24 protein-coding genes are annotated in these 25201 nt (G+C 58.2%); 15 read left to right on the forward strand and 9 right to left on the reverse strand.

Annotated features, from left to right (window positions below; translation table 11 throughout):
- Window positions 1–690 (forward strand): hypothetical protein, encoded by a 690-nt coding sequence (locus ACR0JG_RS16660; RefSeq protein WP_480571253.1) that lies wholly within the window; start codon window positions 1–3, stop codon window positions 688–690.
- 30 nt (window positions 691–720) lie between these two features.
- Here ACR0JG_RS16660 and ubiG read toward each other — a convergent pair whose 3' ends face one another.
- Window positions 721–1467 carry a bifunctional 2-polyprenyl-6-hydroxyphenol methylase/3-demethylubiquinol 3-O-methyltransferase UbiG gene (gene ubiG / locus ACR0JG_RS16665; RefSeq protein ID WP_170423349.1) on the reverse strand — a complete coding sequence of 249 codons (747 nt, stop codon included), beginning with the start codon at window positions 1465–1467 and terminating at the stop codon, window positions 721–723.
- A gap of 48 nt (window positions 1468–1515) precedes the next feature.
- On the opposite strand from ubiG, the gene pip reads away from it, so the two are divergent.
- From pip to infB, 6 genes are all read left to right on the forward strand, one after another.
- Entirely contained in the window at window positions 1516–2493 is a 978-nt protein-coding gene (pip, locus tag ACR0JG_RS16670; RefSeq protein ID WP_170515365.1) for a prolyl aminopeptidase, read from the forward strand.
- Complete coding sequence (locus tag ACR0JG_RS16675; RefSeq protein ID WP_480571256.1) at window positions 2490–3302, forward strand: ABC transporter substrate-binding protein; 813 nt, start codon at window positions 2490–2492, stop codon at window positions 3300–3302. Before pip ends, ACR0JG_RS16675 begins: the two co-directional genes overlap by 4 nt.
- A 160-nt stretch (window positions 3303–3462) precedes the next feature.
- Window positions 3463–4053, forward strand: coding sequence for a ribosome maturation factor RimP (gene rimP, locus ACR0JG_RS16680; RefSeq protein WP_010442531.1), 591 nt, complete (start codon window positions 3463–3465; stop codon window positions 4051–4053).
- On the forward strand, window positions 4053–5666 hold the full coding sequence (nusA, locus tag ACR0JG_RS16685) for a transcription termination factor NusA (RefSeq protein WP_170423355.1): 1614 nt from the start codon (window positions 4053–4055) through the stop codon (window positions 5664–5666). The genes rimP and nusA overlap by 1 nt, the downstream gene beginning before the upstream one ends.
- Window positions 5667–5688: 22 nt before the next feature.
- A complete protein-coding gene (locus ACR0JG_RS16690) occupies window positions 5689–6312 on the forward strand; it encodes an RNA-binding protein (RefSeq protein WP_170395356.1) in 624 nt (207 codons plus the stop codon).
- Window positions 6313–6320: 8 nt separating this feature from the next.
- On the forward strand, window positions 6321–8795 hold the full coding sequence (infB, locus tag ACR0JG_RS16695) for a translation initiation factor IF-2 (RefSeq protein ID WP_170395359.1): 2475 nt from the start codon (window positions 6321–6323) through the stop codon (window positions 8793–8795).
- 59 nt (window positions 8796–8854) lie between these two features.
- On the opposite strand, the gene ACR0JG_RS16700 is transcribed toward infB, so the two are convergent.
- From ACR0JG_RS16700 to ACR0JG_RS16720, 5 genes are all read right to left on the reverse strand, one after another.
- Window positions 8855–9685, reverse strand: a complete 831-nt coding sequence (locus tag ACR0JG_RS16700) for an alpha/beta hydrolase (RefSeq protein WP_480571259.1) — start codon at window positions 9683–9685, stop codon at window positions 8855–8857.
- Window positions 9686–9688: 3 nt separating this feature from the next.
- Window positions 9689–10564: a tryptophan 2,3-dioxygenase gene (locus ACR0JG_RS16705; RefSeq protein ID WP_170515673.1), complete on the reverse strand. Its 876-nt coding sequence runs from the start codon at window positions 10562–10564 to the stop codon at window positions 9689–9691.
- Between the two features lie 63 nt (window positions 10565–10627).
- A complete protein-coding gene (gene tdh / locus ACR0JG_RS16710; RefSeq protein WP_480571584.1) occupies window positions 10628–11656 on the reverse strand; it encodes an L-threonine 3-dehydrogenase in 1029 nt (342 codons plus the stop codon).
- 14 nt (window positions 11657–11670) lie between these two features.
- The gene (locus ACR0JG_RS16715) at window positions 11671–12855 is read right to left on the reverse strand and encodes a glycine C-acetyltransferase (RefSeq protein ID WP_480571262.1); all 1185 of its coding nucleotides are present in this window, start codon (window positions 12853–12855) and stop codon (window positions 11671–11673) included.
- Between the two features lie 109 nt (window positions 12856–12964).
- Window positions 12965–13528, reverse strand: coding sequence for a helix-turn-helix domain-containing protein (locus ACR0JG_RS16720; RefSeq protein WP_480571265.1), 564 nt, complete (start codon window positions 13526–13528; stop codon window positions 12965–12967).
- Window positions 13529–13640: 112 nt separating this feature from the next.
- Here ACR0JG_RS16720 and ACR0JG_RS16725 point away from each other — a divergent pair, with 112 nt between their 5' ends.
- Window positions 13641–14816 carry an acetyl-CoA C-acyltransferase family protein gene (locus ACR0JG_RS16725; protein WP_170408660.1) on the forward strand — a complete coding sequence of 392 codons (1176 nt, stop codon included), beginning with the start codon at window positions 13641–13643 and terminating at the stop codon, window positions 14814–14816.
- A gap of 97 nt (window positions 14817–14913) precedes the next feature.
- Here the strand turns inward: ACR0JG_RS16725 and ubiB are convergent, their stop codons facing one another.
- Complete coding sequence (gene ubiB / locus ACR0JG_RS16730) at window positions 14914–16443, reverse strand: 2-polyprenylphenol 6-hydroxylase (RefSeq protein ID WP_170408659.1); 1530 nt, start codon at window positions 16441–16443, stop codon at window positions 14914–14916.
- Window positions 16444–17196 (reverse strand): bifunctional demethylmenaquinone methyltransferase/2-methoxy-6-polyprenyl-1,4-benzoquinol methylase UbiE, encoded by a 753-nt coding sequence (gene ubiE, locus ACR0JG_RS16735; RefSeq protein WP_480571268.1) that lies wholly within the window; start codon window positions 17194–17196, stop codon window positions 16444–16446. It lies immediately after the preceding gene.
- Window positions 17197–17282: 86 nt separating this feature from the next.
- Here ubiE and mutM point away from each other — a divergent pair, with 86 nt between their 5' ends.
- The 6 genes from mutM to recF all read left to right on the forward strand — a co-directional run bounded on the left by mutM (window position 17283) and on the right by recF (window position 23878).
- Window positions 17283–18134, forward strand: coding sequence for a bifunctional DNA-formamidopyrimidine glycosylase/DNA-(apurinic or apyrimidinic site) lyase (mutM, locus tag ACR0JG_RS16740; RefSeq protein WP_170626310.1), 852 nt, complete (start codon window positions 17283–17285; stop codon window positions 18132–18134).
- Window positions 18135–18200: 66 nt separating this feature from the next.
- Window positions 18201–18977: an enoyl-CoA hydratase gene (locus tag ACR0JG_RS16745; RefSeq protein ID WP_480571271.1), complete on the forward strand. Its 777-nt coding sequence runs from the start codon at window positions 18201–18203 to the stop codon at window positions 18975–18977.
- A gap of 227 nt (window positions 18978–19204) precedes the next feature.
- Window positions 19205–19468: a 30S ribosomal protein S20 gene (rpsT, locus tag ACR0JG_RS16750; RefSeq protein WP_010442545.1), complete on the forward strand. Its 264-nt coding sequence runs from the start codon at window positions 19205–19207 to the stop codon at window positions 19466–19468.
- A gap of 543 nt (window positions 19469–20011) precedes the next feature.
- Window positions 20012–21394: a chromosomal replication initiator protein DnaA gene (gene dnaA, locus ACR0JG_RS16755; protein ID WP_480571274.1), complete on the forward strand. Its 1383-nt coding sequence runs from the start codon at window positions 20012–20014 to the stop codon at window positions 21392–21394.
- A 225-nt stretch (window positions 21395–21619) separates the two neighbouring features.
- Entirely contained in the window at window positions 21620–22741 is a 1122-nt protein-coding gene (gene dnaN / locus ACR0JG_RS16760; RefSeq protein ID WP_170515339.1) for a DNA polymerase III subunit beta, read from the forward strand.
- A 39-nt stretch (window positions 22742–22780) separates the two neighbouring features.
- Entirely contained in the window at window positions 22781–23878 is a 1098-nt protein-coding gene (gene recF, locus ACR0JG_RS16765; RefSeq protein ID WP_170423364.1) for a DNA replication/repair protein RecF, read from the forward strand.
- Here the strand turns inward: recF and ACR0JG_RS16770 are convergent.
- On the reverse strand, window positions 23875–24441 hold the full coding sequence (locus ACR0JG_RS16770) for a carboxymuconolactone decarboxylase family protein (protein ID WP_170423365.1): 567 nt from the start codon (window positions 24439–24441) through the stop codon (window positions 23875–23877). The genes recF and ACR0JG_RS16770 overlap by 4 nt on opposite strands.
- A 99-nt stretch (window positions 24442–24540) precedes the next feature.
- Here ACR0JG_RS16770 and ACR0JG_RS16775 point away from each other — a divergent pair, with 99 nt between their 5' ends.
- Complete coding sequence (locus ACR0JG_RS16775; RefSeq protein ID WP_480571277.1) at window positions 24541–25113, forward strand: TetR/AcrR family transcriptional regulator; 573 nt, start codon at window positions 24541–24543, stop codon at window positions 25111–25113.
- Window positions 25114–25201: the final 88 nt, after the last annotated feature.

Raw genomic sequence — 25201 nt, forward strand, 5'->3', positions numbered from 1 at the left:
ATGACGGATGAAATTTGGGTTTCCGACATTACCGTCGGGATGGACCTGCAGAGGCCATTCCGGGCGCTTGTCCCTGATGATTTTCCTGAAGAACCAAGTGAGCGCTTCAAGGCCTTCAGGTGGCAGCCCGGATCAGGTTATCATGCGAACCTGTATCGTTGGCAGCGCCTCGGGGAACCGCTAGAGCAGCAGGATATCTTGCCGGATTTCTTTCAAGAGGTTGCACCTGAAGATCATGATTTTGAGCCTCACTACGGCAAGTATTCTCCTGTAATCGCCTTGTTTGGAATTCTCGCGGTCCGATCAGATGTGGCCGATGTCCTCAAGAACTTCGACTTAGGAAAAGGGGGGCTTTATCCCGTCAACCTATTCGAAAAAGACAAGATCACACCGATTGAGCAGAACTACTCGATCCTGTGGATCGCAAACAAATCAGGCACGCTGAACATTGCTGAGTCAAAGGGCCTTCTGCGTCGCCGACCCGATCGGGATGACCTTTTCCGACTTCCTGAATGGAAGGATGTCAAGCCGAGGGATGTTTTCTGCAATGCGGATGCGGCGTCCGGGATCGACATTTGGCGCGACCAGGGCGTACCACATCGTGTTTTTCTAAATGGGCTTCTTAAACAAGCGTTAGACGAAGCTGGGTTTGCTCCAGCATTCAGTTTTCACCGTTTGGCCGTCAAATAGGCAATTGTAAGATGGGTGCAATCGCCCATCCTACCTCGGCTTCACACTCGCCGTCACGTAATTCACGCTCAGATCCCGGTCCGAGATCGACCAGCTCCACAGGATCGGGTTGAACACGAAACCCTTGCGGTCCACCGGCTCCAGCCCGGCCTGACGCAGCAGGTCGAACAGCTCATCGGGGGTGATGAACTTGTTCCACTCATGCGTGCCGCGCGGCAGCCAGCGCATGACGACCTCGGCCCCGAAGATGGCCATCGCATAAGATTTCGGGTTGCGGTTGATGGTCGAGCAGATCAGCAACCCGCCCGGCCTCAGCAAGTGCTGCGATGCGGTCAGAAAACCCAACGGATCGGCCACATGCTCAACCACTTCCATGTTCAGCACCACATCGAACTGTTCGCCTGCGGCGGCCATGTCCTCGGCGGTGGTGTGGCGATAGTCGATCTGCAGCCCGGATTGCTCGGCATGGATGCGCGCGACGGGCAGGTTGCCCTCGGCGGCGTCGGCTCCGACGACCTCGGCCCCAAGGCGCGCCATGGGCTCGCTCAGCAACCCTCCGCCGCAGCCGATATCCAGAAGGCGTAGGCCCTCGAATGGGCGCGGGGCCGTCAGATCCCGGTCAAACTCGCCCGCGATCTGCTGTGTGATATAATCCAGACGGCACGGATTCAGCATGTGCAAAGGTTTGAATTTCCCATGCGGGTCCCACCATTCTGCGGCCATCGCCTCGAATTTTGCGATCTCGGACGGGTCAACCGTGTTCGGATGCGCTTGCATTCCTGTCTCCGTGTGCTCTTTTACGCTTAAGGACTATATAGGGCCGTAATGGATAAGTACCCGGACCAAAAGCGCGCAGTTCAATATCTTTACCCGCCGATCGATCCGTTCGATCAGCGCGTGGTCGATATGGGCGATGGGCACCGTATTTATGTGGAACAATGCGGTAATCCCAATGGGATACCAGTGGTGATCCTGCACGGCGGGCCGGGCGGCGGCTGCAGCCCGGCGATGCGACGGTATTTCAACCCGGATGCCTATCGGGTGATTCTCTTTGATCAGCGCGGATGTGGTCGGTCGCGGCCAACCGCGTCGGTCGAAAACAACACGACATGGCATCTGGTGGCGGATATCGAGCGTCTGCGCAAATTGTTCGACATCGAAGATTGGATCGTCTTTGGCGGCAGCTGGGGCGCGACACTGGCGTTGATCTATGCCCAAACACATCCAGATCGGGTAAATCGGCTGGTATTGCGCGGCGTGTTTCTGGCCACACAGGCCGAGCTGGACTGGTTTTATGGCGGTGGTGCGGGCAAATTCTGGCCTGAACAATGGGCCAAGTTCACCTCTCTCTTGCCCGAACATGAAGTAAATGACGCAATTGCGGCCTACAACAAGCGCCTGTTTTCGGGCGACCGCGCGACCGAGATCCTCTATGCCCGCGCGTGGTCGCATTGGGAAAACGCCTTGGCTTCGATCCACACCAACGGGTCGGTCGGGGAAAGCCCCGGCGAATACGCGCGAACTTTTGCGCGGCTTGAGAATCACTATTTCACGAACAAGGCGTTTCTTGAGTATGACGGGCAAATTCTGGATCAGATGGATCGGATTGCCCATATTCCCGGTCATATCGTTCAGGGACGCTATGACATGATCTGCCCACCGCAGGCTGCATGGAACCTGTCCGAGCGCTGGCCCAATGCCGAACTGAAGATGGTGCGGCAAGCCGGTCACGCCCTGTCAGAACCGGGCATCAGCGCGGAACTGGTTCGGATCATGGATCGCGTGTCGGAGGAAACGGTATGACTCGCATCGACCGTCGCGCATTATTTGCCTCGGGCGCCGCCGCCGCTTTGCTGGCGGCGACAGGAGCGTCTCTGGCCGATACGCCGAAACAGGGTGGCACCTTGCGGCTGGCGGTGCCACGCGACAACAGTCTGGAACAGGTGGCTCGGGGCGCAGTCTTTGACAGCCTGACCGAGATCGCGCCCGATGGTACCCTGCGCGGAGAGCTGGCTACAAATTGGCAGACCGATGCTGATGCGCGGGTCTGGAACTTTGATCTGCGCGATGATGCTGTGTTCCACGATGGCACCAAGCTGGACGTGAACGATGTTCTAGCTGTTCTGGAAGATATTGGTCAGGCCGAGGCCATTGCACCTGATCGTGTGCAGTTGCAATTGGCTGAGGGCAACCCGGGACTACCATTCTTGCTGGCTGGGTCACGGTTTGTCATTGCGCGAGGGGGCGTGACGCCACTGGCTCAGGCCAACGGCACAGGATGCTACCGGGTTGAGCGGGCCGAGGATGAACGTCATTTCCGCGCACGCATGGTGTCCAATCACTACAAAAGCGGAACGGCAGGATGGGTTGATACGCTTGAGATTATCGTGATCCCGGACGCCGGGGTGCGGGCCGAAGCATTGCGCGATGGATATGTAGATATCGCAGCGCTCCCGGCTGGTGAGGAGCTGACCGCGCAACGCGGGCTGCGATATCATCCGTCTGAGGCCGAGATGGCGTTGGCAATGGCCTCTCATGTCGGTATGCCGCGCCAGATCAGCCGGGCTGCGCTGGATGATGGGCGCATCGCCGAACGGTGGTGGCTGGCGTAAATTTGATCACGATTTGCGCCGGGGGTTGCAGACTCAGGAACTCCTGCGTATATGCAGTTGCAACAGCGGCGCGTCGGACTTCTGGTCCGGGGCTCCACCGGAAAATTCGACGGGCCGCGCGCCCGTTTTTTTGTGCCCGATAGCAGGGTAGAGAACCTGAATGACAAACGACCTGATAGCCAAAGCTGCCATCGACCGGCGACTGGCCGAGATCATCACCCCTGTGATCGAGGATCTGGGGTATGAGCTTGTCCGCATTCGGCTGATGAGCGGCAAGACCACCACGATGCAGATCATGGCAGACAAGCCCGATGGCGGCATCGAAGTGGATGACTGCGCCGAGATTTCCAATGCGGTCAGCGCCACGCTGGACGTCGAAGACCCCATTTTGGACGCCTACACGCTTGAAGTTTCCAGCCCTGGAATTGACCGCCCTCTGACCCGTCTCAAAGATTTTGAGACGTTCGAAGGGTATGAGGCCAAGATCGAAACCGCAGAACTGATCGACGGTCGCCGCCGCTTCAAGGGCGAATTGGCCGGGATCGAAGGGGATGAGGTTCTGATCAACATCCCCGAGGGAGACGAGACCATTACCATCGGTCTGCAATTTGACTGGCTGAGCGACGCCAAGCTGGTTCTGACCGATGACCTGATCAAGGAAATGCTGCGCCAGCGCAAAGACGCTGGTGCCCTGAACGAAAACGCTTTCGACGAGATTGAGACCGAAGGGTCCGAAGAGGAGACGAACTGATGGCAATCACCTCAGCCAACCAGCTGGAGCTGCTGCAGACCGCCGAGGCCGTGGCCCGCGAAAAGATGATCGACCCCGGTCTGGTTGTCGAAGCGATGGAGGAATCGCTCGCACGTGCCGCCAAAAGCCGTTACGGCGCGGAAATGGACATCCGCGTGTCCATCGACCGCAAGACTGGCAAGGCGACCTTTACCCGTGTCCGCACCGTGGTCGAGGATGAAGAGCTTGAGAATTATCAGGCCGAGATGACCGTCGAGCAGGCCAAGCAGTACATGGAGGCGCCCGAGGTTGGTGACGTCTTCGTTGAAGAAGTCCCGCCCGTGGAAATGGGCCGTATCGCTGCTCAGTCCGCCAAGCAGGTCATCTTGCAAAAGGTTCGCGAAGCCGAGCGTGATCGTCAGTACGAAGAATTCAAGGATCGTGCCGGCACCATCATCAACGGTGCGGTCAAGCGTGAAGAGTTTGGCAATGTGATCGTCGATCTGGGCGGTGCCGAGGCTGTTCTGCGCCGCAATGACAAGATCGGTCGCGAAAGCTATCGCCCGAATGACCGTGTGCGCGCCTATATCAAAGAGGTTCGCCGCGAGGTGCGTGGTCACCAGATCTTCCTGTCGCGCACTGCGCCGGAATTCATGGCCGAGCTGTTCAAGATGGAAGTTCCGGAAATCTATGACGGCATCATCGAGGTCAAGGCCGTTGCTCGTGACCCCGGCTCGCGCGCCAAGATTGCCGTGATTTCTTATGACGGCTCGATTGACCCCGTCGGCGCTTGCGTTGGTATGCGCGGTAGCCGCGTGCAGGCCGTGGTAAACGAGCTGCAGGGAGAGAAAATCGACATCATCCCGTGGAACGAAGATCAGCCGACTTTCCTTGTCAACGCTCTGCAGCCCGCCGAAGTTTCAAAGGTGGTTCTGGACGAAGAAGCCGGCAAGATCGAAGTTGTGGTTCCCGAGGAGCAACTGAGCCTTGCCATTGGCCGTCGTGGTCAGAACGTGCGTCTGGCCAGCCAGCTGACCAATCTGGACATCGACATCATGACCGAAGCCGAAGAATCGGCGCGCCGTCAGAAAGAATTCGAGGCCCGTACCCAGTTGTTCATGGAAACGCTGGATCTGGACGAATTCTTCGCTCAGCTGCTGGTTTCTGAAGGCTTCACCAACCTCGAAGAAGTGGCATACGTTGAAATCGACGAACTGCTGGTCATCGACGGTGTGGATGAAGGTACCGCGCAAGAACTTCAGACACGTGCACGCGAATTCCTGGAAGCTCAGGCCAAGGCGGCGCTGGATGCAGCCCGTGCGCTGGGTGCCGAGGACAGTCTTATTGAATTCGAGGGCCTGACACCCCAGATGGTAGAGGCGCTGGCCAAGGATGATGTGAAGACTCTGGAAGATTTCGCAACCTGCGCCGACTGGGAACTGGCCGGTGGCTGGACTACGGTCGATGGCGAACGCATCAAGGATGATGGTGTACTGGAGCCCTTCGGCGTGACGCTGGAAGAGGCGCAGGATCTGGTCATGACCGCGCGCATCATGCTGGGCTGGGTTGATCCGGCCGAGCTGGAGCAGGCCGAAGAAGACGGTGAAGCAACCGATGAGGAGGTCGAGGCCTGATCTCAGGCCTCGGGTGGCTGACATGGGTCGCGGTGGCGTCCATAAGGATCGGTCGGAAGGCCCTGAACGCAAGTGCATCGCCACGGGCGAGGTTCAGCCCAAATATGGCTTGATCCGCTTTGTGACGGGGCCGGATGGTCAGGTCTTTCCCGATGTCGCGGCGAAATTGCCGGGGCGTGGGGTTTACGTGGCGGCGGATCGCGCGGCGCTGGACAAGGCGGTGAACAAGAAACTGTTCTCGCGCGGGTTTAAGGCGCAGGTGAGTGCCGCCAAGGACCTGACCGATGAGGTCGAGAAACAGGTGGCGCGTCGTGTGATCGAACTGATCAGTCTGGCGCGCAAATCCGGAGATGCGGTCGCCGGGTATGAAAAGGTCAAGTCGTGGCTGGACCGGGAAGAGGCCCAGGTGCTGATTCAGGCCTCAGACGGATCGGGGCGCGGCAAGTCGAAACTCAGCACGCCGCACTTCGGGAAATACATCGGCTGGCTGACCGCAGACGAGCTTGGGGCGGCATTTGGGCGCCAAACCGTGATTCATGCGGCCTTGGCCTCTGGCGGACTCGCCAAACGTGTTGTAGAGGAAGCGCAGCGCCTGCGTGGCTTGCGCGAAAAGGATGACGGCGGCAAGGGCCGCTCGGAAGGGTAAGAAGCTTTATGAGCGATAGTGACGGCAAAAAGACATTGGGTCTTCGTGGCGGGGCACGCCCCGGAAATGTGAAACAGAGTTTCAGCCACGGACGCACCAAGAATGTCGTGGTGGAGACCAAACGCAAACGCGTGGTCGTACCCAAGCCGGGCGCGACCAAACCAAGTGGTGGTGCGACACCTTCGGGTGATCCTTCGCGTCGCCCAGCGGGTATTTCCGATGCGGAAATGGCGCGTCGTATGAAGGCGTTGCAAGCCGCCAAAGCGCGCGAGGCTGAAGAGGCCGCCGCCCGCGAGGCGCAGGAAAAGGCGCGCGAAGAAGAACGCGCACGCCGCCGGGCCGAACAAGAGGCCAAGGAACGCGAGCAGCGTGAAGCTGAAGAGCGTGCTCGGGCCAAGGCCGAAGAGGAAGAACGCAAGCGTAAAGAGGCCGAGGAAGCAGCCCAGCGTGCTGCTGCAGCGCCCGCCCCCGCCGAGCCCAAAGCCGCGCGCAGCCCATCCAGCAAGCCTGCACCTGCTGCTGCACCGCGCAAGCAGGATCGCGAGCGTGAGCAGCGTGGCCGTGGCAAGGGCCGTGACGACAACCGCCGCTCGGGCAAGCTGACACTTGGTCAAGCCACTGGCGGCGAAGGCAATCGCCAACGCTCGATGGCTGCGATGAAGCGCAAGCAAGAGCGGGCGCGCCAGAAAGCAATGGGCGGTACGGTAGAGCGGGAAAAGGTGATCCGCGATGTGCAGTTGCCCGAGGCGATCATGGTCTCGGAACTGGCCAACCGAATGGCCGAGCGTGTGGCTGACGTTGTCAAATCGCTGATGCAGATGGGCATGATGGTCACGCAGAACCAGACCATCGATGCTGACACCGCTGAACTGATCATCGAAGAATTTGGCCACAAGGTCACGCGTGTCTCTGATTCGGATGTTGAAGACGTCATCAAAGAGGTCGAAGACAGCGATGACGATCTGCAGCCCCGTCCGCCGGTCATCACCATCATGGGTCACGTTGACCATGGTAAGACCTCGCTGCTGGATGCGATCCGCGACGCGCGTGTTGTTGCCGGCGAAGCCGGTGGAATCACGCAGCATATCGGTGCCTATCAGGTGAAAACCGACGGCGGCACCACGCTGACCTTCCTGGATACGCCTGGCCACGCGGCCTTTACCTCGATGCGCTCTCGCGGTGCTCAGGTCACGGATATCGTGGTTCTGGTTGTTGCCGCCGATGACGCTGTGATGCCGCAGACGATCGAGGCGATCAACCACGCCAAAGCGGCCGAAGTGCCGATGATCGTGGCGATCAACAAGATCGACAAGCCCGACGCGAACCCCGACAAAGTCCGCACTGACTTGCTGCAGCACGAAGTGATCGTCGAGAAGATGTCGGGTGAGGTTCAGGACGTTGAGGTCTCGGCCATGACTGGTCAGGGTCTGGACGAATTGCTGGAAGCCATTGCACTGCAGGCCGAGATTCTGGAACTGAAAGCCAACCCAGATCGCGCCGCCCAAGGTGCCGTGATCGAGGCGCAGCTGGATGTGGGCCGTGGTCCCGTCGCCACCGTTCTGGTTCAGAACGGCACGCTGCGTCAGGGCGATATCTTCGTTGTGGGTGAGCAGTACGGTAAGGTCCGTGCGCTGATCAACGACAAGGGCGACCGCGTCAAAGAAGCTGGCCCCTCGGTTCCGGTCGAGGTTCTGGGTCTCAACGGTACGCCCGAAGCAGGTGACGTGTTGAACGTGACCGAGACCGAAGCGCAGGCCCGTGAGATTGCTGCTTATCGTGAGCAAGCCGCCAAGGACAAACGCGCCGCTGCCGGTGCCGCGACCACCCTTGAGCAGCTGATGCAGAAGGCCAAGGAAGACGAAAACGTCACCGAGCTGCCAATTCTGATGAAAGCGGATGTGCAGGGCTCTGCCGAAGCCATCGTTCAGGCGATGGAGAAGATCGGCAACGACGAAGTACGCGTGCGCGTGCTGCACTCGGGCGTTGGTGCGATCACCGAGACGGATGTCGGTCTGGCCGAAGCCTCCGGTGCACCGATCTTTGGCTTCAACGTGCGTGCGAACGCATCGGCGCGGAACACCGCCAACCAGAAAGGCGTCGAGATTCGCTACTATTCGGTGATCTACGATCTGGTGGATGACGTGAAAGCGGCCGCATCTGGCCTGCTGAGCGCCGAGATTCGCGAAAAGTTCATCGGTTACGCCGAGATCAAAGAGGTCTTCAAGGTCACCGGCGTCGGCAAGGTTGCTGGCTGCCTGGTCACCGAAGGTGTTGCCCGCCGCTCGGCTGGCGTACGCCTGCTGCGCGACAACGTGGTGATCCACGAAGGTACGCTGAAGACCCTCAAGCGCTTCAAGGATGAAGTGGCCGAAGTTCAGTCGGGACAGGAATGCGGTATGGCGTTCGAGAATTACGACGATATTCGCGCCGGCGACGTGATCGAGATTTTCGAACGCGAAGAGGTCACGCGTACGCTGGACTGATCCGGATCTAGAAAAAAACTTGAAACAGCGGCCCCACTAGGCCGCTGTTTTCATTTAGGTTAGTCCGTGCGCGACGACAGAAACGTGCCCGAGGGCATGATGATGTCAAAATGATGCTTGCCCTTCTGCAGATCGAAACTGACCGAATGTCCGGCCTTGCGCAGTAGTTCAGCATAGTCACGGCTTTGGCGGATAAACTCGGGCGTATCCCGCTCGGCGACTGTCACCCTGTAACGGGGTCCTGGCGCGGGCAGGTTGAGGCAGGGTGAGAGATCGTGAACCTCGACCTTGGTTAGTTGCAGCGGATCATTCACCGAGGTCAGGCTGATCGGAACAAGGTCATAGATCCCGCTAATCAGGATTACATTGCGCACCCGCAGGCCAGCCTGCGCAAATGCCTTCGAAGACGTCGCCATCACCATCGCAACCAGATGGGCACCTGCACTGTGACCCGATAGCGTGATGTTTGATGGATCAAAACTCAGTGTTTCGGCCTGTGACGCAAGCCACAACAAGGCGGTACGGCATTCTTCGACCATCTGCCCCAATCTGGCATCGGGGGCGAGCGTATAATTCAGCGTGGCAAAGGCTTGCCCGTTCTCATGCAATACCGGTGCCATAGGGGCCGACTCACGCTGGCTAAGCGCCTGCCAATAGCCACCATGAATAAAGACATGCAAAGGCGCGTTGGCGCCAGGTGCGGGGAAGAAATCCAGAACTTGCGTCGGGCTGTCGCCATAGGAACGGTTTTCCTGCATCCTAATTTCAGACCGTGCCTGTGCGCTGAGGGCTGAATAGCTGGCTAGATATGGCGTCAGATCGCCTCCGATCATTGAGCTTGGGGAATACTCCTGCTCAAGCTCTTCTTGGGTGAATCCGCGATACAGCATGGCCTATTCCCCAGTATACATCAGTTCGGTTCGCACGTCGTAGAGGTCGTGGAAAAACCGCAACTCCAGCGCTTTGCGCAGGAAGGCCACGCCGCTAGATCCACCCGTTCCGGGCTGCATTCCGATCACGCGCTCAACCGCGGTTGCATGATCGAATCGCCACCTCTGGAACAGAGATTCCACATCCATCAGTTTTTCGGCCAGCGCGTAAAGATCCCAGTATTGTTCCGTGTTGCGGAACACTTCGACCCAGATTTTGACGATACGCGGATCGCCGGAATAGGGCTTTGCGTAATCCCGCTCGATCAGATCATGCGGCACGTCAAACCCTTGCCGGGCCAGCATCCGCAGCACTTCGTCATAGAGCGAGGGTTTGGTAAGAGCCGCGTTCAGCATCTCCATCACTTCTGGGTCATGCGCATGCACTTTCAGGGTCGCGGGATCTTTGTTGCCCAGAATGAACTCGATTTGGCGATAGCCATAGCTTTGAAAGCCTGACGAACTGCCTAATGCGTCCCGAAACGTCATGTAGTCCGCGGGAGTCATAGTCAGTAGCGTCTCCCACGCGGCGATCAACTGCCGTTGGATCGCCTTGATCCGGTCGAGGTTCTTCATCGCGGGACCGAAATCGTCCTGCTGCAAGAACCGGCGGACTTCGACAAGTTGATGGTGCATCAGTTTCAGCCACAGTTCGCTGACCTGATGAATGATGATGAACAACATCTCATCAGGTTGGGCCGGGTCCTGAAAGGTCTTTTGCAGGTTCAGCAGAGTCTTAAGTTGCAGAAAATCCCCATAGCTTTTGCGGTGAGTTTCTGTGAAATCGGTGACCAGAGACTCTTCGATTCCCCGTTCTGTATACCTGTCTTTGTCGCCCATGTGCTCCTCCAGACGCGCGGGTTTATCCCTGTTTAGGGACAAAACCCGCACGGTTCCAGAGCGTTAGGTCCAGTCCAGAACCACCTTGCCTGATTGACCGGATTTCATGGCCTTGAATCCCTGGGCAAAGTCATCGACCGCGAACTGGTGGGTGATTACGCGGCTGACATCCAGCCCGTTCTGCAACATGGCGATCATCTTGTACCAGGTTTCGAACATCTCGCGCCCATAGACACCCTTGATGGTGATAGCTTTGAACACGATGCGCGACCAGTCCACCGGAGATTTTCCGGGCGGAATCCCCAACAGTGCGATCTTGCCGCCCATAACCAGCGCTTCGACCATCTGGTCCAGCGCGGCTTGCGAGCCCGACATTTCAAGCCCGACATCAAAGCCCTGAGTCATGCCCAGTTCCGCGATGACATCCTGCAGATCCTCTTTGGACACATCAACGGTGCGTACCGTTGGTACCACGTGTTTGGCCAGTTTCAGGCGGTCGGGGTTGATATCGGTGATCACTACATGCCGGGCACCGGCATGACGGGCAACGGCGGCGGCCATGATGCCGATGGGGCCTGCGCCAGTAATCAATACGTCCTCGCCCAGCAGATCGAAGCTGAGTGCAGTGTGCACGGCATTGCCCAGTGGGTCGAGGATCGCCCCGATCTCATCCGGTACGTCGTCAGGCAGGGGCACCACGTTAAAGGCAGGCAGTTTCAGGTATTGCGCAAAGGCACCCTGTTCATTCACACCGATACCGCGCGTGCCGGGATCAAGGTGGAACTTGCCCGCACGGCTCTGGCGGCTGTCAGGGGTGATCAGATGCCCCTCGCCTGAACAGCGCTGGCCGACCGTCATCCCTGTCACGTTGCGACCCAATTCAACAATTTCACCCGCGAACTCGTGGCCGGTGATCATCGGGATCGGCACGGTGGCCGCAGCCCATTCATCCCAGTTCCAGATATGAATATCCGTGCCGCAAATCCCGGTCTTGTTGATGCGGATCAGAACCTCGTCGGGGCCGATCTCGGGTACCGGGGCCTGCACCATCCACAGGCCTTCCTCGGGCTTGGATTTCTCAAGGGCTTTCATCGTGTTGGGCCGCATCAGATTATCCCCAATTCTTTGCCGACCCTGCCAAATGCCGCGAGCGCCCGGTCTAATTCGTCGCGTGTTAGAGCCGCATTCATCTGCGTTCTGATTCGGGCCTGACCACGCGGCACGACAGGGAAGAAAAAGCCCGAAACATAGACGCCTTCGTCAAACAATCGCGATGCCATATCCTGCGCCAGGGTCGCTTCACCCAGCATGACCGGGATGATCGGGTGTTCGCCCGGAAGTAGGTCGAAGCCCAGATTCTCTAACCCGGCGCGCCAGTACTTGGCATTGCCGAACAATTGGGCGCGCAGCATGTCACCTTCTTCAACCAGACGGATTGCCTCAAGCCCTGCGGCAACGATGGACGGCGGCAGCGAGTTTGAGAACAGATAGGGCCGCGCCCGCTGCCGCAGCAGGTCGATCACTGGCTGCGGCCCGGCGATATAACCGCCGATTGCCCCCCCAAGTGCCTTGCCCAAAGTTCCCGTCAGAATATCCACGTCGACGCCGAAGTGGTCCGGCGTGCCCGCTCCGTTTGGCCCCATAAAGCCGGTGGCGTGGCAGTCATCGACCATCACGATGGCGTCGTATTTGTTGGCCAGCTCGCGAATCTTCGGCAGATTGGCCAGATAGCCATCCATTGAGAACACGCCATCGGTTGCGATCATGATATGCCGCGCCCCGTCCTCGCGCGCTTGTTTCAGCCACGCTTCGAGGTCATTCATGTCGTTGTTCATGTAGCGATAGCGTTTTGCCTTGCACAGCCGTACCCCGTCGATGATCGAGGCATGATTTAGACTGTCAGAGATAATGGCGTCTTCGGGCCCTAACAAAGGCTCAAACAACCCGCCATTGGCGTCGAAGCAGGCAGCGAACAGAATTGAATCGTCCTTGTTCAGGAACTTTGCCAGCTTCTGCTCAAGTTCACGATGAATGTCCTGCGTACCGCAGATGAACCGGACCGAGGCCATGCCGAACCCCTTGGGCTCCATTGCGCCTTTGGCGGCGTTGATCAGCGCAGGGTGATCGGCCAAACCCAGATAGTTGTTGGCGCACAGGTTGATCACCTGCTTGTCGCCCACCGTAATCTCACCGCCCTGAGGCGAGGTGATCATCCGTTCGCGCTTGTAAAGACCCTCTGCCTCAATCTGCGCGAGTGTATCCGAAATATGGGACAGGAATGCTTCAGCCATGGCGACCTCCGTTAATCTGAGTCGCACGTCTAACATAGCGGATGAAATTCCCAAATAGGAGAATTACAGTATTTGGGAAAAATATCCGTGAAGGCGGAATCTTGCCCGTTCAGGCGTTTTTTACGATCAGGAAAACGCGGGCCGGGTTTTCAGCGCTTATCGAATGCGTAATATCGGCGGCATACCGGGCGGTATCCCCTTGTTTCAGATCGCTGGATGCCGTTCCCGAAGTGACACGGACGGCGCCTTCCAGCACAGTCAGTTGCTCTCGTGCGCCGCGCGCATGAGGCTGGCTGTTCAGGCTCCCATTGGCCTGAAACTGAATATCATAGACCTCGTGTCCTCCGGCCTCTTCGGGGGGAGAGAGGATGCGAATCCGGCATTTCTCGCCCATATTGTCGATACTGGGCACTTCTGCTTGACGCAGCAATTCGATCTGGTCGGTCGTTTTGGCGTCTTCCAACAGTCCGGCGAAATCCACCTGCAGAGCGCGCGTCAGGTTCCACAGGGTAGAAATTGTGGGGCTGCTTTCACCACGCTCGATCTGGCTGACCATGGAACGCGAGACGCCGCTGAGGTTGGCGACCGCCTCTAGCGACAGGCCTTTGGCGCGGCGCGCCTCTTTCAATCGGGCGGGCAGGCGCGTCAGAATATCGTCTGTGTTTTCCGTCATGACGGAATCCATGGGTGTTGCGCAACGTAATGTCAATTCCGGCGTGACAGTGAGTCTAATATGAAGATCATGCTGCAGGTGCATAATGGGCGCGAGACTTGGAGGAGAAAACATGACGGACATAGTAATACTGGACGGTGCGCGCACAGCCATCGGGACCTTTGGCGGTGCGTTGGCCTCGACCGCTCCGATCGATCTGGCGACCGTGGCGACCGAGGCGGCAATGGAGCGTTCGGGCGTTGAAGGCGCGCAGATTGATCATGTTGTCTTTGGTCATGTGATCAACACCGAACCGCGCGACATGTATCTGTCGCGAGTCGCCGCAATGCAGGCGGGTATTCCGAACGGGACTCCGGCGATGAACGTGAACCGGCTGTGCGGTTCGGGGGCGCAGGCAGTAGTGTCGGCGGTGCAGGCGCTGATGCTAGGCGATGCCGAGTTTGCAGTGGCGGGCGGTGCCGAAAGCATGTCGCGCAGCCCTTATGTCGTACCGCAGGCCCGTTGGGGGGCGAAGATGGGCGATGTCAAATCGCTCGACATGATGCTGGGCGCGTTAAACTGTCCATTCGGCACCGGGCATATGGGGGTGACCGCCGAGAATGTGGCGGATGAACACCAAATCAGCCGCGAACAGATGGACGCGTTTGCGCTGACCAGCCAGACCCGTGCGGCTGCGGCGATTGAGGCCGGGTATTTCGACAGCCAGATCGCGCCGGTGCAGGTCAAGGTCAAGCGCGACATGGTCGACTTCAAGGTCGATGAACATCCCAAGGCCACCACTGCCGAGGCGCTGGCCGGATTGCGCCCGGTATTCCAGAAAGATGGGCGGGTGACGGCGGGCAACGCCTCGGGCATCAATGACGGCGCGGCGGCGATGGTGTTGGCGACAGCGGATGCTGCAGAAAAGGCGGGCTTGAAACCCAAAGCGCGCGTGATTGGCTATGCCCATGCCGGCGTGCGACCCGAGGTGATGGGCATCGGCCCGGTTCCCGCAGTGCAGAACCTGTTCGCAAAGACGGGTTTGTCTGCGGATGATTTCGACGTGATCGAAAGCAACGAGGCGTTTGCGGCGCAAGCTCTGGCCGTCAATCAGGAATTGGGTCTGGACGCTGCAAAGGTGAATCCGAACGGTGGGGCTATTGCACTGGGCCATCCGGTGGGCGCCACAGGGGCGATTATCACGCTTAAGGCGTTGTATGAGTTGGAGCGTATTGGCGGATCGAAAGGTCTGATCACCATGTGCATCGGCGGAGGGCAGGGGATTGCCCTCGCCATCGAGCGGCTCTGAGTTGGGTCGGGGCAAGGGGGGCTGTCTGCCCCCCATCGCGCCGGGGCGCGATTCCCCCCCGAAGGTATTTTTGGCCAGATGAAGCGGTCGGGTTGGTTTAGCTGAGTGCGAAGATCACCAGCGTCGCGGCTATGCCTGCGGCCGCGCCGATCGCTGCTGGCAGAAGGTTCGCGATGAAACCCGGGGTCTTTGGGTCGTCTTTTTGAGTCTGGGCAATCAGGGCATTTTCCACCAGACCGGGCAAGCGGGGGCCGAAACGGGCAAGCACCAGGGCGGTTTTGCCGAAATCGCGCAGGGCGGCGCGGGGGCCGATGGATTGTTTGATGTAATCCTCGACCACCGGTCGGGCGACCTCCCAGATGTTCATGTGATCATCAAGCGAGCGGGCGACGCCTTCGACCACCACCATGGTGCGTTGCAGCAGGATCAGCTCGGTGCGGGTTTCCATGCCAAAGCGTTCAGTGACTTCGAACAGGTAGCTTAGCAGCCGACCCATCGAGATATGGGTGGCGTCCATGCCGAAGATCGGCTCACCTACCGCGCGCAAGGCGCGGGCGAATTCGTCGACGTCCTGATTGGCAGGCACATAGCCTGCTTCGAAATGGACTTCAGCCACGCGTTTATAGTCGCGGCGGATGAAACCAAAGAGAATCTCGGCATAGACCCGGCGAGTGTATTCATCGATATGGCCCATGATGCCGTAGTCATAGGCGATAATGTCACCGTTCGCAGCGACCTTGAGGTTGCCTTGGTGCATGTCGGCGTGAAAATAGCCGTCGCGTAGCGCGTGCAACAGGAACAGGCGGAGCACGCGCTCAGCCAGATCGCGGCGATTATGTCCGGCAGCGTCCAGCGCGTTGTTATCTCCCAAGGGAATGCCATCAGCCCAGCTGAGCGTCATGACGCGACGAGCGGATAGCGACCAGACCACCGGAGGCAGCCAGAATCCAGCATCATCCTTGGTATTGGCAGCGTATTCCGAGGCGGCGGCGCTTTCCAGACGCAGGTCCAACTCGCCGCGTACTACGCCGTCGAAATGCTCGATCACTTCCATCGGGCGTAGTCGGCGCGCTCCGGGGGCGCAAAGTTGTACCATACGCGCGGCGAAATAGAACGCGTCTACATCCTTGCGGAAGGCGCGCTCGATACCCGGTCTCAGGACTTTGACAGCAACGTCTTCGCCTGTGCTGGTCAGCTTGGCCTTGTGAACCTGAGCAATCGAGGCAGCGGCGATGGGTTCACTGAACTCACTGAATATCTCTGACGTCGGTTGGCCTAACTCTTTCTCGACCTCTGCCATTGCTTCAGCTTTGGAAAAGGGCGGCAGCTTGTCTTGCAGAACACGCAGTTGCTCGGCCAGTTCATTTCCCACCACGTCGGGGCGGGTCGAAAGCACCTGCCCGAATTTGATGTAAGCCGGACCCAATGCGGTCAGGGCACGGGTGGCGGGCGGCATCTCGGGGTCGCCCTTGTAGCCCAGCCATTGGAACGGTTTGCCCAGCGTATGCGCCAGAATACGTACGGCGCGCGGCGCTTCAAACGCGTCCAGCACCACATTCATGGCACCGGTGCGTTCCAGCGTGGCGCCCGTCCGGACCAGGCGAATGATGTTGTGGGGGCCGCGCATCTAGATCTTCCAGCCAGAATGCAGTGCGGCAATGCCCATGCTCAGGTTGCGGTATTTGGCGTTTTCGAACCCGGCGGTGCGGACCATGTTCAGGAATGTCTCCTGATCTGGGAATTTGCGGATCGATTCCACAAGGTATTGATAGCTGTCGTAGTCGTTGGCGATCAGCTTGCCCATACGCGGGATGACATTGAAACTGTAGAGGTCGTAAAGCTTCTGCAGCCCGTCATTGGGTAACTGGCTGAACTCAAGCACCATCAGACGACCACCGGGCTTCAGAACGCGATAGGCCTCGTTCAGCGCCTCTTGCGGGCGGGTGACATTCCGGATGCCGAAGGAGATGGTGTAGACATCGAAGGTGTTATCCTCGAAGGGCAGCGCCATCGCATCGCCCACCACCCAATTCAGGCTGTCGGACATCTGGTCGGCCTCGGCGCGCTGGCAGCCTTCGACCAGCATCGGCTCGGTCAGGTCCAGCACGGTAGCATGGCCGTGGCCTGCGCGCTTCAGAAAGCGGAACGAGATATCGCCGGTGCCGCCCGCCACATCCAGAAGCCGCTGACCGGCGCGCGGGGCAAGCCAGTCCATCATCGCGTCTTTCCAGACCCGGTGGATGCCCATCGACATCACGTCGTTCATCACGTCGTATTTCGAGGCGACCGAGTTGAACACGCCCTGTACGCGGCCGGCTTTTTCAGCCTCGCGCACGGTTTCGAACCCGAAATGGGTGGTCTTGTCGTTGGTGTCGGACATTTGCCTTGCCGTTTGTCGAATTTCGCCTCTGTTATAGGGCGATAAGAGGCGGGCACAATGCGGCCCTTTGGAATAGGAGCCCTGTAATGCCCGAATTGCCCGAGGTCGAGACAGTAAGACGCGGCCTGAGCCCCGCAATGGAGGGCGCAGTGATCGAAAGGGCGGATGTGAATCGCCCCGATTTGCGTTGGCCTTTCCCGGCTCGGATGGCCGAGCGGCTGACGGGGCAACGGGTGGATCGGCTGCGGCGACGGTCGAAGTACATACTGGCGGATCTCAGCAGTGGCGAGACGTTGTTGATCCATCTGGGCATGTCGGGGCGGATGACGGTCTCTGGCGATCCGCTCGGACAGTATGCGCATGAGCATCCGATGGCGCAGAAACATGATCACGTGGTGTTTCATATGGCCAATGGCGCACGCATCACCTTCAACGATCCGCGCCGGTTCGGGGCAATGGATCTGCTGCCGACGGCAACGGCGGAGCAGCACAAGCTGCTATCGGTTCTGGGACCTGAACCGTTGGGTAATGATTTTCACGAACAGCACCTGATAGACGCCTTCAAAGGCAAGAACAGCCCGGTCAAATCGGCGTTGTTGGATCAGGGAATCGTTGCCGGTTTGGGTAATATTTACGTCTGCGAAGCGCTTTATCGCGGCAAGGTGTCGCCACGTCGCAAAGCGGGACAGATTTCTGCGCCACGCGTTGCGGCCCTTGTGCCGATCATCAGAAAAGTGTTGCAGGACGCGATTGAAGCGGGTGGGTCATCGCTGCGTGATTTCCGCCAAGCCGATGGAGAACTTGGATATTTTCAACACAGCTTCGACGTCTACGGCCGCGAAGGAGAGCCTTGTCGAACCGAGGGTTGTGGCGCTGAAATCAAGAGAATCACCCAGTCCGGTCGCTCATCCTTCTATTGCGCGCAATGCCAAAGATAACTTGATCCAGCGAAATCGCGTGATAAGGAATCGTACCTGAACGGAACAACCGGAAGCTTACACCTCATGGCTTTTGAGACGATCATCGTCGAAATCGAAGACCACGTCGCCCTTATCAAGCTCAACCGCCCCGATGCGATGAACGCGCTGAACACCCAGTTGCTGGGTGAGCTGTGCGAGGCGCTGGAAGATGCGGATAGCAATGACAAGGTGCGCTGCATAGTCATCACCGGCTCGGACAAGGCCTTTGCCGCCGGTGCGGACATCAAGGAAATGTCCGAAATGAGCTTTGTCGATGTGTTCGACGTTAATCTGTTTGCGGACGCCAATGATAGGGTTTCCGCGATCCGTAAACCTATCATCGCTGCCGTTGCCGGTTACGCGCTGGGCGGCGGGTGTGAACTGGCGATGCTGTGCGATTTCATCATCGCTGCCGACACCGCCAAGTTCGGCCAGCCTGAGATCAATCTGGGCGTCATCGCGGGGCTTGGTGGCAGTCAGCGTCTGACCCGCTTCGTTGGTAAGTCCAAATCGATGGACATGAACCTGACAGGCCGCTTCATGGACGCTGAAGAGGCCGAGCACGCGGGATTGGTCAGTCGTGTCGTGCCCGCCAAAAAGCTGATCGAAGAGGCAACCGGTGCGGCGCAGAAGATTGCAGAGAAATCGCAGATCACGGCCATCGCGGCCAAAGAGGCTGTGAACCGCAGCTATGAGCTGCCGCTGAGCGAAGGCATGCTGTTTGAGCGTCGGGTGTTCCATTCGATGTTCGCGACAGAGGACCAGAAAGAAGGCATGGCCGCGTTTCTGGAAAAACGTGCGGCTCAGTTCCGCGACAAGTGATCATAATCGTCGCTTAGTGATATTAGGCGGGCAGACCCCGCCTTTTTCCCTCATCACATACTGGAAGAATCAGCTTGGCAAACCTGCCAAACTTGGATAGAGACCGCCGTCATACATGCGCGTGCGGCCCGCTTGGCCCGACTCACACTCGTGATTTCTGATCCGGTGCGGATATGTCCGTGGCGCGCAACCCAAGATAACCGTACCGAACAAAAGGTCAGAGACACATGGCAAATTCGCCCCAGGCAAAGAAACGCGCCCGTCAGAACGAGAAGCGCTTCGCCGTCAACAAAGCGCGTCGTTCGCGCATCCGTACCCACCTGCGCAAAGTTGAAGAAGCGATCGCATCCGGCGACAAGGACGCGGCTACCGCAGCCCTGCGCGCCGCTCAGCCCGAGTTGATGCGTGGCGTCACCAAAGGCGTCTTCCACAAGAACACCGCAGCCCGCAAAATGTCGCGCCTGTCGGCGCGCGTCAAAGCGCTGGGCTGATTCTTTGGGAAAACGCGTCAAGCGTTGATTTGCGAAAAAGGCGTCGCTGATTGCGACGCCTTTTTCATTGTTGCCGGAAAGCCGCGTCTTCACGAAGCCGAGAGATTCTTTCGCCCAGAACCCCGAGTCAATATCAGAGTTTCGTTGCCCGGACCCTTGGGCTCTTGCTACGACTTAGTCAGCGATTCACTCGCTTGGGGGGACAGGCTGTTCCAAGGATCTGACCGACGGGCATCGGAAAGATTTAGGAACGAATGTTCGAAAGCTGGCTTCGGTCAGTTGGACGATCTGCTCTGGGTCTCGGGTTAGCCGAAGATCCTGGCCCTGTCGATAAATTGGAATATCATGCGCATCCCGGATTCCGGGTGTGCCCCCATTTTGGGGCCGTGCTGTATTGGACTGCGATGATATTCGAGCGTACCCGCCAGACCATCAGGTTTGGCGAAACGTTCCCTTGTGTGTGAGCGCCATAAAGGCCCGTAATTCGGGACACATTAAAAAAGGCCTTAAGGCCAATAATGAATGGGATGCGTGAGGCGCCGAATGACACAAGAGAAATGGGGACAACTGCGTAGCAAATTGATGAAGGCGGTTGGGAAGAACAATTTTACCACCTGGATTGAACCCTTGGAGTTTCAGGAGTTGCAGGATGGTGTAGCGGTGTTCTCGGTGCCGACCAACTTCATGGGCAACTATGTCAGTCAGAATTTTGCGGACCTTATTCTCTATGAGCTGAACACATCGGGCGAAAAGGTTCAGCGCTTGGCGTTTCGCACAGCGGCCAATTCGTCAGGCCGTCCCACATTGGTGGAAGAGCCCAAGCCATCTCCCGCGCCAGAAACCCGGCCCGCTGTTACAGATACAGCCAATGATGCGCTTGAAGCACTACAGGCTGCGCCACTGGATGCACGGTTTACCTTTGATAGCTTTGTTGTTGGCAAACCCAACGAACTTGCACATGCCGCAGCTCGCCGCGTATCCGAGGGCGGCCCGGTAACTTTCAATCCGCTCGTGCTCTACGGCGGTGTTGGACTGGGTAAAACCCACCTGATGCACGCGATTGCGTGGGAGTTGAAAACCAAGCACCCCGAGTTGAATGTGCTTTATCTGTCAGCAGAACAGTTCATGTATCGCTTTGTTCAGGCTTTGCGTGAACGCCGCATGATGGATTTCAAGCACTTGTTCCGTTCGGTCGATGTGCTGATGGTCGATGACGTGCAGTTCATCGCTGGCAAGGATTCGACGCAGGAAGAATTTTTCCACACGTTCAACGCGCTGGTGGATCAGAACAAGCAGATCATCATCTCGGCCGACCGCGCTCCGGGCGAAATCAAAGACCTTGAGGATCGCGTGAAATCGCGCTTGCAATGTGGCCTTGTCGTCGATCTTCATCCCACAGACTACGAATTGCGTCTGGGAATCCTGCAGAACAAAGTGCAGCAGTACAGCAGCACCTATCCCGATCTGACCATTGCTGATGGTGTATTGGAATTCCTTGCACACCGTATCTCGACCAATGTGCGCGTGCTGGAAGGGGCGCTGACCCGCTTGTTCGCCTTTGCCTCGCTGGTCGGGCGCGAGATCGATATGGAGCTGACGCAGGATTGTCTGGCCGATGTACTGCGCGCCTCCGAGCGCAAGATCACCGTCGAAGAGATCCAGCGAAAGGTCTCGGATTATTACAACATCCGCCTCAGCGATATCATCGGCCCTAAACGCCTGCGGTCCTATGCGCGTCCGCGTCAGGTGGCGATGTATCTGTGCAAGCAACTGACCAGTCGGTCGCTACCTGAGATTGGCCGTCGATTTGGCGGGCGAGACCACACCACGGTCATGCATGGCGTGAAGCGCATCGAAGAGCTGAAGTTGACCGATGGCCAGATTGCCGAAGATGTTGAGATGCTGCGCCGGGCCTTGGAAGCCTAAACCTCACTGAATCCTTGAAAAACACCCCGGACTATTGCGTTCGGGGTGTTTTCTTGTGCGCTATTGTCCACGGTTGAGAATGATCTGGTGTGTTTCACGCGCGCTGCTCTTGACCACCGAGGCAATCCGACCCAGAAATCCGTAAAAAATCCTTGTGCCTCAGGGCTGAGACGCTAACGTGCCAGTCCCGCCTATTTCGGCACGCAAGTCAAAGGAACAGAGGGTATGAAGATCAGCATCGAACGCGGCACCCTTCTCAAGGCCGTTTCGCAGGCCCAGTCAGTTGTCGAACGTCGCAACACCATTCCCATACTTGCCAACGTGCTGATCGAGGCCGAAGGCGATCAGGCGCTGTTTCGTGCCACCGATCTGGACATCGAAGTGGTCGACAAGGCCCCTGCGCAGGTCGAGAAAGCGGGCGCCACGACTGTTGCGGCCACAACGCTACATGAGATCGTGCGCAAACTGCCCGATGGGGCGCTGGTGACCCTAACCGCAGATAGTGCAGCTGGGCGGTTGACCGTGGAAGCGGGGCGCTCGAATTTTTCTCTGGCCACGCTGCCGAAAGAAGATTTCCCGGTTATGGCGTCTTCAGAATACCAATCGAACTTTACGGCGTCGGCGGCATTGTTGCGCAGGCTGTTCGATAAATCGAAGTTTGCCATTTCCACGGAAGAGACGAGATATTATTTGAACGGCGTTTACATGCACGTTGCGGATGGTTCCGAGGGCGGCAAGGTACTGCGTTGCGTGGCGACTGATGGTCACCGCTTGGCACGGATCGATGCGGATCTGCCGGATGGTGCAGCGGATATGCCGGGCGTGATCGTGCCCCGCAAAACCGTGGGCGAACTGCGCAAGCTGCTGGATGATGACGAGATGGACATCGCCGTCTCGGTCAGTGAAACCAAGGTGCGGTTTGCAACGCCTGACATCACGCTCACCTCGAAAGTGATCGACGGAACGTTCCCGGATTACACACGTGTCATCCCGCAAGGTAACACGCGCAAGTTAGAAGTGGACGCGGCTGAATTCGCGCAGGCCGTGGATCGTGTGGCGACAGTTTCGTCCGAGCGGTCGCGGGCCGTCAAACTGCAGTTGGATGCGGATAAGCTGATTCTGTCAGTGAATGCACCCGACAGTGGTGCGGCTGAGGAAGAGCTGGCAGTTGCTTACGGGGATGAGCGCCTGGAGATCGGGTTCAACGCTAAATACCTGCTCGAAATCGCGTCTCAGGTGGATCGTGAAAATGCGGTGTTTATGTTCAACTCGGCAGGTGATCCGACACTGATGCGCGAAGGCAACGACCAAAGCGCAGTATACGTCGTAATGCCGATGCGCGTCTGATTGCCTCGACTGGGTGATCTCTAATGAAAGAGAGGGGTCATGGGATTGGCCCTGACCGAGCTTACGGTCTCGCATTTTCGGTCTCATAAGCTGGCGCGCTTGTCGTTGGACGGGCGGCCAGTCGCGATCCATGGGCCAAACGGTGCCGGTAAGACCAACATCCTGGAAGCGGTTTCTCTGTTTTCACCCGGGCGCGGGATGCGGCGGGCAAGCGCCGCTGAGATGACACGGCGCCCCGAGGCGCTGGGGTGGAAGCTGATTGGGCTATTGAATGCGCAAGGACAGAATTTCGAGATTGAAACCTGGTCCGAAGGTGGTGCGGCGCGGCAGGTGCGGATTGATGAGAAAGCCTCAAGCCAGATTGAATTGGGAAAGCTGGCGCGGGTAGTTTGGTTAATCCCATCGATGGACCGTCTCTGGATCGAAGGGGCCGAAGGGCGACGGCGGTTCCTCGACCGGATCGCGCTGAGTTTTGATCCGGCACATGCCGAGGCATCTCTGACCTATGAAAAAGCGATGCGCGAGCGGAACCGGTTGCTGAAAGAACAAGTTCGCGATGCCCATTGGTACGCGGCGCTGGAAGGGCAGATGGCCGAGATGGGGCATCGCATCCACGCTGCGCGATTGAGTGCGTTGGAGCATCTGCGCTCAGCACAGGATAAAGCTGAGACGGCCTTTCCGTCAGCGGATCTTGAATTGGTTCAAACCGAAGGTGCAATGCCTGAGACGGCGGAAGACTTGCGAGAAGCTTTGGATGAAAGCCGGTTTCGCGATCTGGCCGCCGGGCGGACTTTGGTCGGCCCGCATCGATCAGACCTGTATGGCGTATATTCCGCCAAGGGCGTTCCAGCCAAAGATTGCTCGACCGGTGAGCAGAAAGCACTGCTGGTGTCGCTGATCCTATCAAACGCGCGAGCGTTGGCGGAGATGGTTGGAGCACCTCCTATTGTATTGCTGGATGAGGTGGCCGCGCATCTGGATGCGGGTCGGCGCGCTGCGTTGTATGATGAGATTTGTGCGCTGGGCGCACAGGCCTGGATGACGGGCACCGGGCCTGAGCTATTTGCGGAATTGGGGGATCGAGCCCAAACGCTGGTCGTTACCGAAGGCGACGAGGGCTCGGTCGTCCGCGTTTAGGCAGGCTCGCCGACTTTGCGTTCCCAAAGGAAGCCGCGCATCACTTCGTCGACCGGGGTTTTGGCCATGTGGTTGACGTAGTTCGACATGGTTTTTTGTGCCAGACCCAGCACGACATCCAAGACCGCACGGTGGGAATAGCCAGCGTCAAAGAAGGCCTGCAACTGTTCTTCAGTCGGGTTTCCACGGGTTTCCATCACTTGCAGGGTAAAGGTGCGTAGCGCTTCCAGCTTGGCCGTGGGCAGCGGCGTTTCGTTGCGCAGCGCCTCGGTGATCTCGTCAGAGACCTTCATCATCTTTGCGATGCCGGTATGCGCAGGCACGCAGTAATGGCATTCGTTTTCGACATTGATGGTTTGCCAGACAACGGTTTTTTCGTCGTTGTTGAAATCGGTCTGCAGAAACAGGCCGTGCAGAACCTGATAGCCTTCCAGATGCTGGGGGCTTTCAGCCATTACTTTATGAAGACCGGGCAGGCGGCCGAATGCAGCCTGAGATTTCTCAAGCAGCGGCTTGGACCCTTCCGGGGCGGTTTCTAGGTCGTGAGACGGGAAATTGGCCATGTCAAAACTCCTGTTTCTGGCGCGATGAGTCGTATTTAGGGTTTCTTGAGCGATCACTCAAGTATATAATTGAGCGAACGTTCAAGAATTGGTGAAACGATGCCCCGCAAACCCTCATATGACCGAGACGCGCTTATCGCGCAGGCGCGAGATATTTTCTGGCGTCACGGCTGGGCGGGGACGTCGCTTAAGGATCTCGAGCGAGAGCTGAAGCTGAAACCGGGCAGCTTCTACGCGGCGTTCGGGTCGAAAGATGCGCTCTACGCCCTGGCGTTAGAGCGGTATACTCGGGAAGGGGTTGCCAATATGAAGGCTTTGGCGCAGGAATTGGGCCCGCTTGCTGCTCTTAAGGTGCAACCTCGTCGTGTGATCGAGGCGTCGGAGCTGCCGACAAAAGCCTGCATGTTGGCGAAGACTTATGCGGAATTGCAAGCCAAAGACCATGATCTGGCTGATCAGGCGCAAACCCATATGGCTGACATGAAAGCTTGTTTTGCGGACCTCTTTCGCAGCGCGCAGAAGGCCGGAGAAATCGCGCCAAGTCATGACCCGGATCGCTTGGCGGCGCGCTATCAATCCGACCTTCTGGGGTTGCGATTGTCAGCCGAACGGGACGATGTGAACGCGGCAGAAATTGCCGAGGATATTGCAGCAGACCTTGATCGGCTTTGATCCGCAAATTAAGCGGATCAGAACCACAAAATATGGGGGGAGCACGTGACAATCCCCACCAGAAAACGTATAAGTTACCAAAATAATA

The organism is Ruegeria sp. AD5 (genome assembly GCF_056542345.1).

What these genes read in the sequence shown, in the direction of transcription:
- ACR0JG_RS16660 (WP_480571253.1), top strand. Translation starts at nt 1, where the DNA reads ATGACGGATGAAATTTGGGTTTCCGACATTACCGTCGGGATGGACCTG.
- ubiG (WP_170423349.1), bottom strand. Translation starts at nt 1,467, where the DNA reads ATGCAAGCGCATCCGAACACGGTTGACCCGTCCGAGATCGCAAAATTC.
- pip (WP_170515365.1), top strand. Translation starts at nt 1,516, where the DNA reads ATGGATAAGTACCCGGACCAAAAGCGCGCAGTTCAATATCTTTACCCG.
- ACR0JG_RS16675 (WP_480571256.1), top strand. Translation starts at nt 2,490, where the DNA reads ATGACTCGCATCGACCGTCGCGCATTATTTGCCTCGGGCGCCGCCGCC.
- rimP (WP_010442531.1), top strand. Translation starts at nt 3,463, where the DNA reads ATGACAAACGACCTGATAGCCAAAGCTGCCATCGACCGGCGACTGGCC.
- nusA (WP_170423355.1), top strand. Translation starts at nt 4,053, where the DNA reads ATGGCAATCACCTCAGCCAACCAGCTGGAGCTGCTGCAGACCGCCGAG.
- ACR0JG_RS16690 (WP_170395356.1), top strand. Translation starts at nt 5,689, where the DNA reads ATGGGTCGCGGTGGCGTCCATAAGGATCGGTCGGAAGGCCCTGAACGC.
- infB (WP_170395359.1), top strand. Translation starts at nt 6,321, where the DNA reads ATGAGCGATAGTGACGGCAAAAAGACATTGGGTCTTCGTGGCGGGGCA.
- ACR0JG_RS16700 (WP_480571259.1), bottom strand. Translation starts at nt 9,685, where the DNA reads ATGCTGTATCGCGGATTCACCCAAGAAGAGCTTGAGCAGGAGTATTCC.
- ACR0JG_RS16705 (WP_170515673.1), bottom strand. Translation starts at nt 10,564, where the DNA reads ATGGGCGACAAAGACAGGTATACAGAACGGGGAATCGAAGAGTCTCTG.
- tdh (WP_480571584.1), bottom strand. Translation starts at nt 11,656, where the DNA reads ATGAAAGCCCTTGAGAAATCCAAGCCCGAGGAAGGCCTGTGGATGGTG.
- ACR0JG_RS16715 (WP_480571262.1), bottom strand. Translation starts at nt 12,855, where the DNA reads ATGGCTGAAGCATTCCTGTCCCATATTTCGGATACACTCGCGCAGATT.
- ACR0JG_RS16720 (WP_480571265.1), bottom strand. Translation starts at nt 13,528, where the DNA reads ATGACGGAAAACACAGACGATATTCTGACGCGCCTGCCCGCCCGATTG.
- ACR0JG_RS16725 (WP_170408660.1), top strand. Translation starts at nt 13,641, where the DNA reads ATGACGGACATAGTAATACTGGACGGTGCGCGCACAGCCATCGGGACC.
- ubiB (WP_170408659.1), bottom strand. Translation starts at nt 16,443, where the DNA reads ATGCGCGGCCCCCACAACATCATTCGCCTGGTCCGGACGGGCGCCACG.
- ubiE (WP_480571268.1), bottom strand. Translation starts at nt 17,196, where the DNA reads ATGTCCGACACCAACGACAAGACCACCCATTTCGGGTTCGAAACCGTG.
- mutM (WP_170626310.1), top strand. Translation starts at nt 17,283, where the DNA reads ATGCCCGAATTGCCCGAGGTCGAGACAGTAAGACGCGGCCTGAGCCCC.
- ACR0JG_RS16745 (WP_480571271.1), top strand. Translation starts at nt 18,201, where the DNA reads ATGGCTTTTGAGACGATCATCGTCGAAATCGAAGACCACGTCGCCCTT.
- rpsT (WP_010442545.1), top strand. Translation starts at nt 19,205, where the DNA reads ATGGCAAATTCGCCCCAGGCAAAGAAACGCGCCCGTCAGAACGAGAAG.
- dnaA (WP_480571274.1), top strand. Translation starts at nt 20,012, where the DNA reads ATGACACAAGAGAAATGGGGACAACTGCGTAGCAAATTGATGAAGGCG.
- dnaN (WP_170515339.1), top strand. Translation starts at nt 21,620, where the DNA reads ATGAAGATCAGCATCGAACGCGGCACCCTTCTCAAGGCCGTTTCGCAG.
- recF (WP_170423364.1), top strand. Translation starts at nt 22,781, where the DNA reads ATGGGATTGGCCCTGACCGAGCTTACGGTCTCGCATTTTCGGTCTCAT.
- ACR0JG_RS16770 (WP_170423365.1), bottom strand. Translation starts at nt 24,441, where the DNA reads ATGGCCAATTTCCCGTCTCACGACCTAGAAACCGCCCCGGAAGGGTCC.
- ACR0JG_RS16775 (WP_480571277.1), top strand. Translation starts at nt 24,541, where the DNA reads ATGCCCCGCAAACCCTCATATGACCGAGACGCGCTTATCGCGCAGGCG.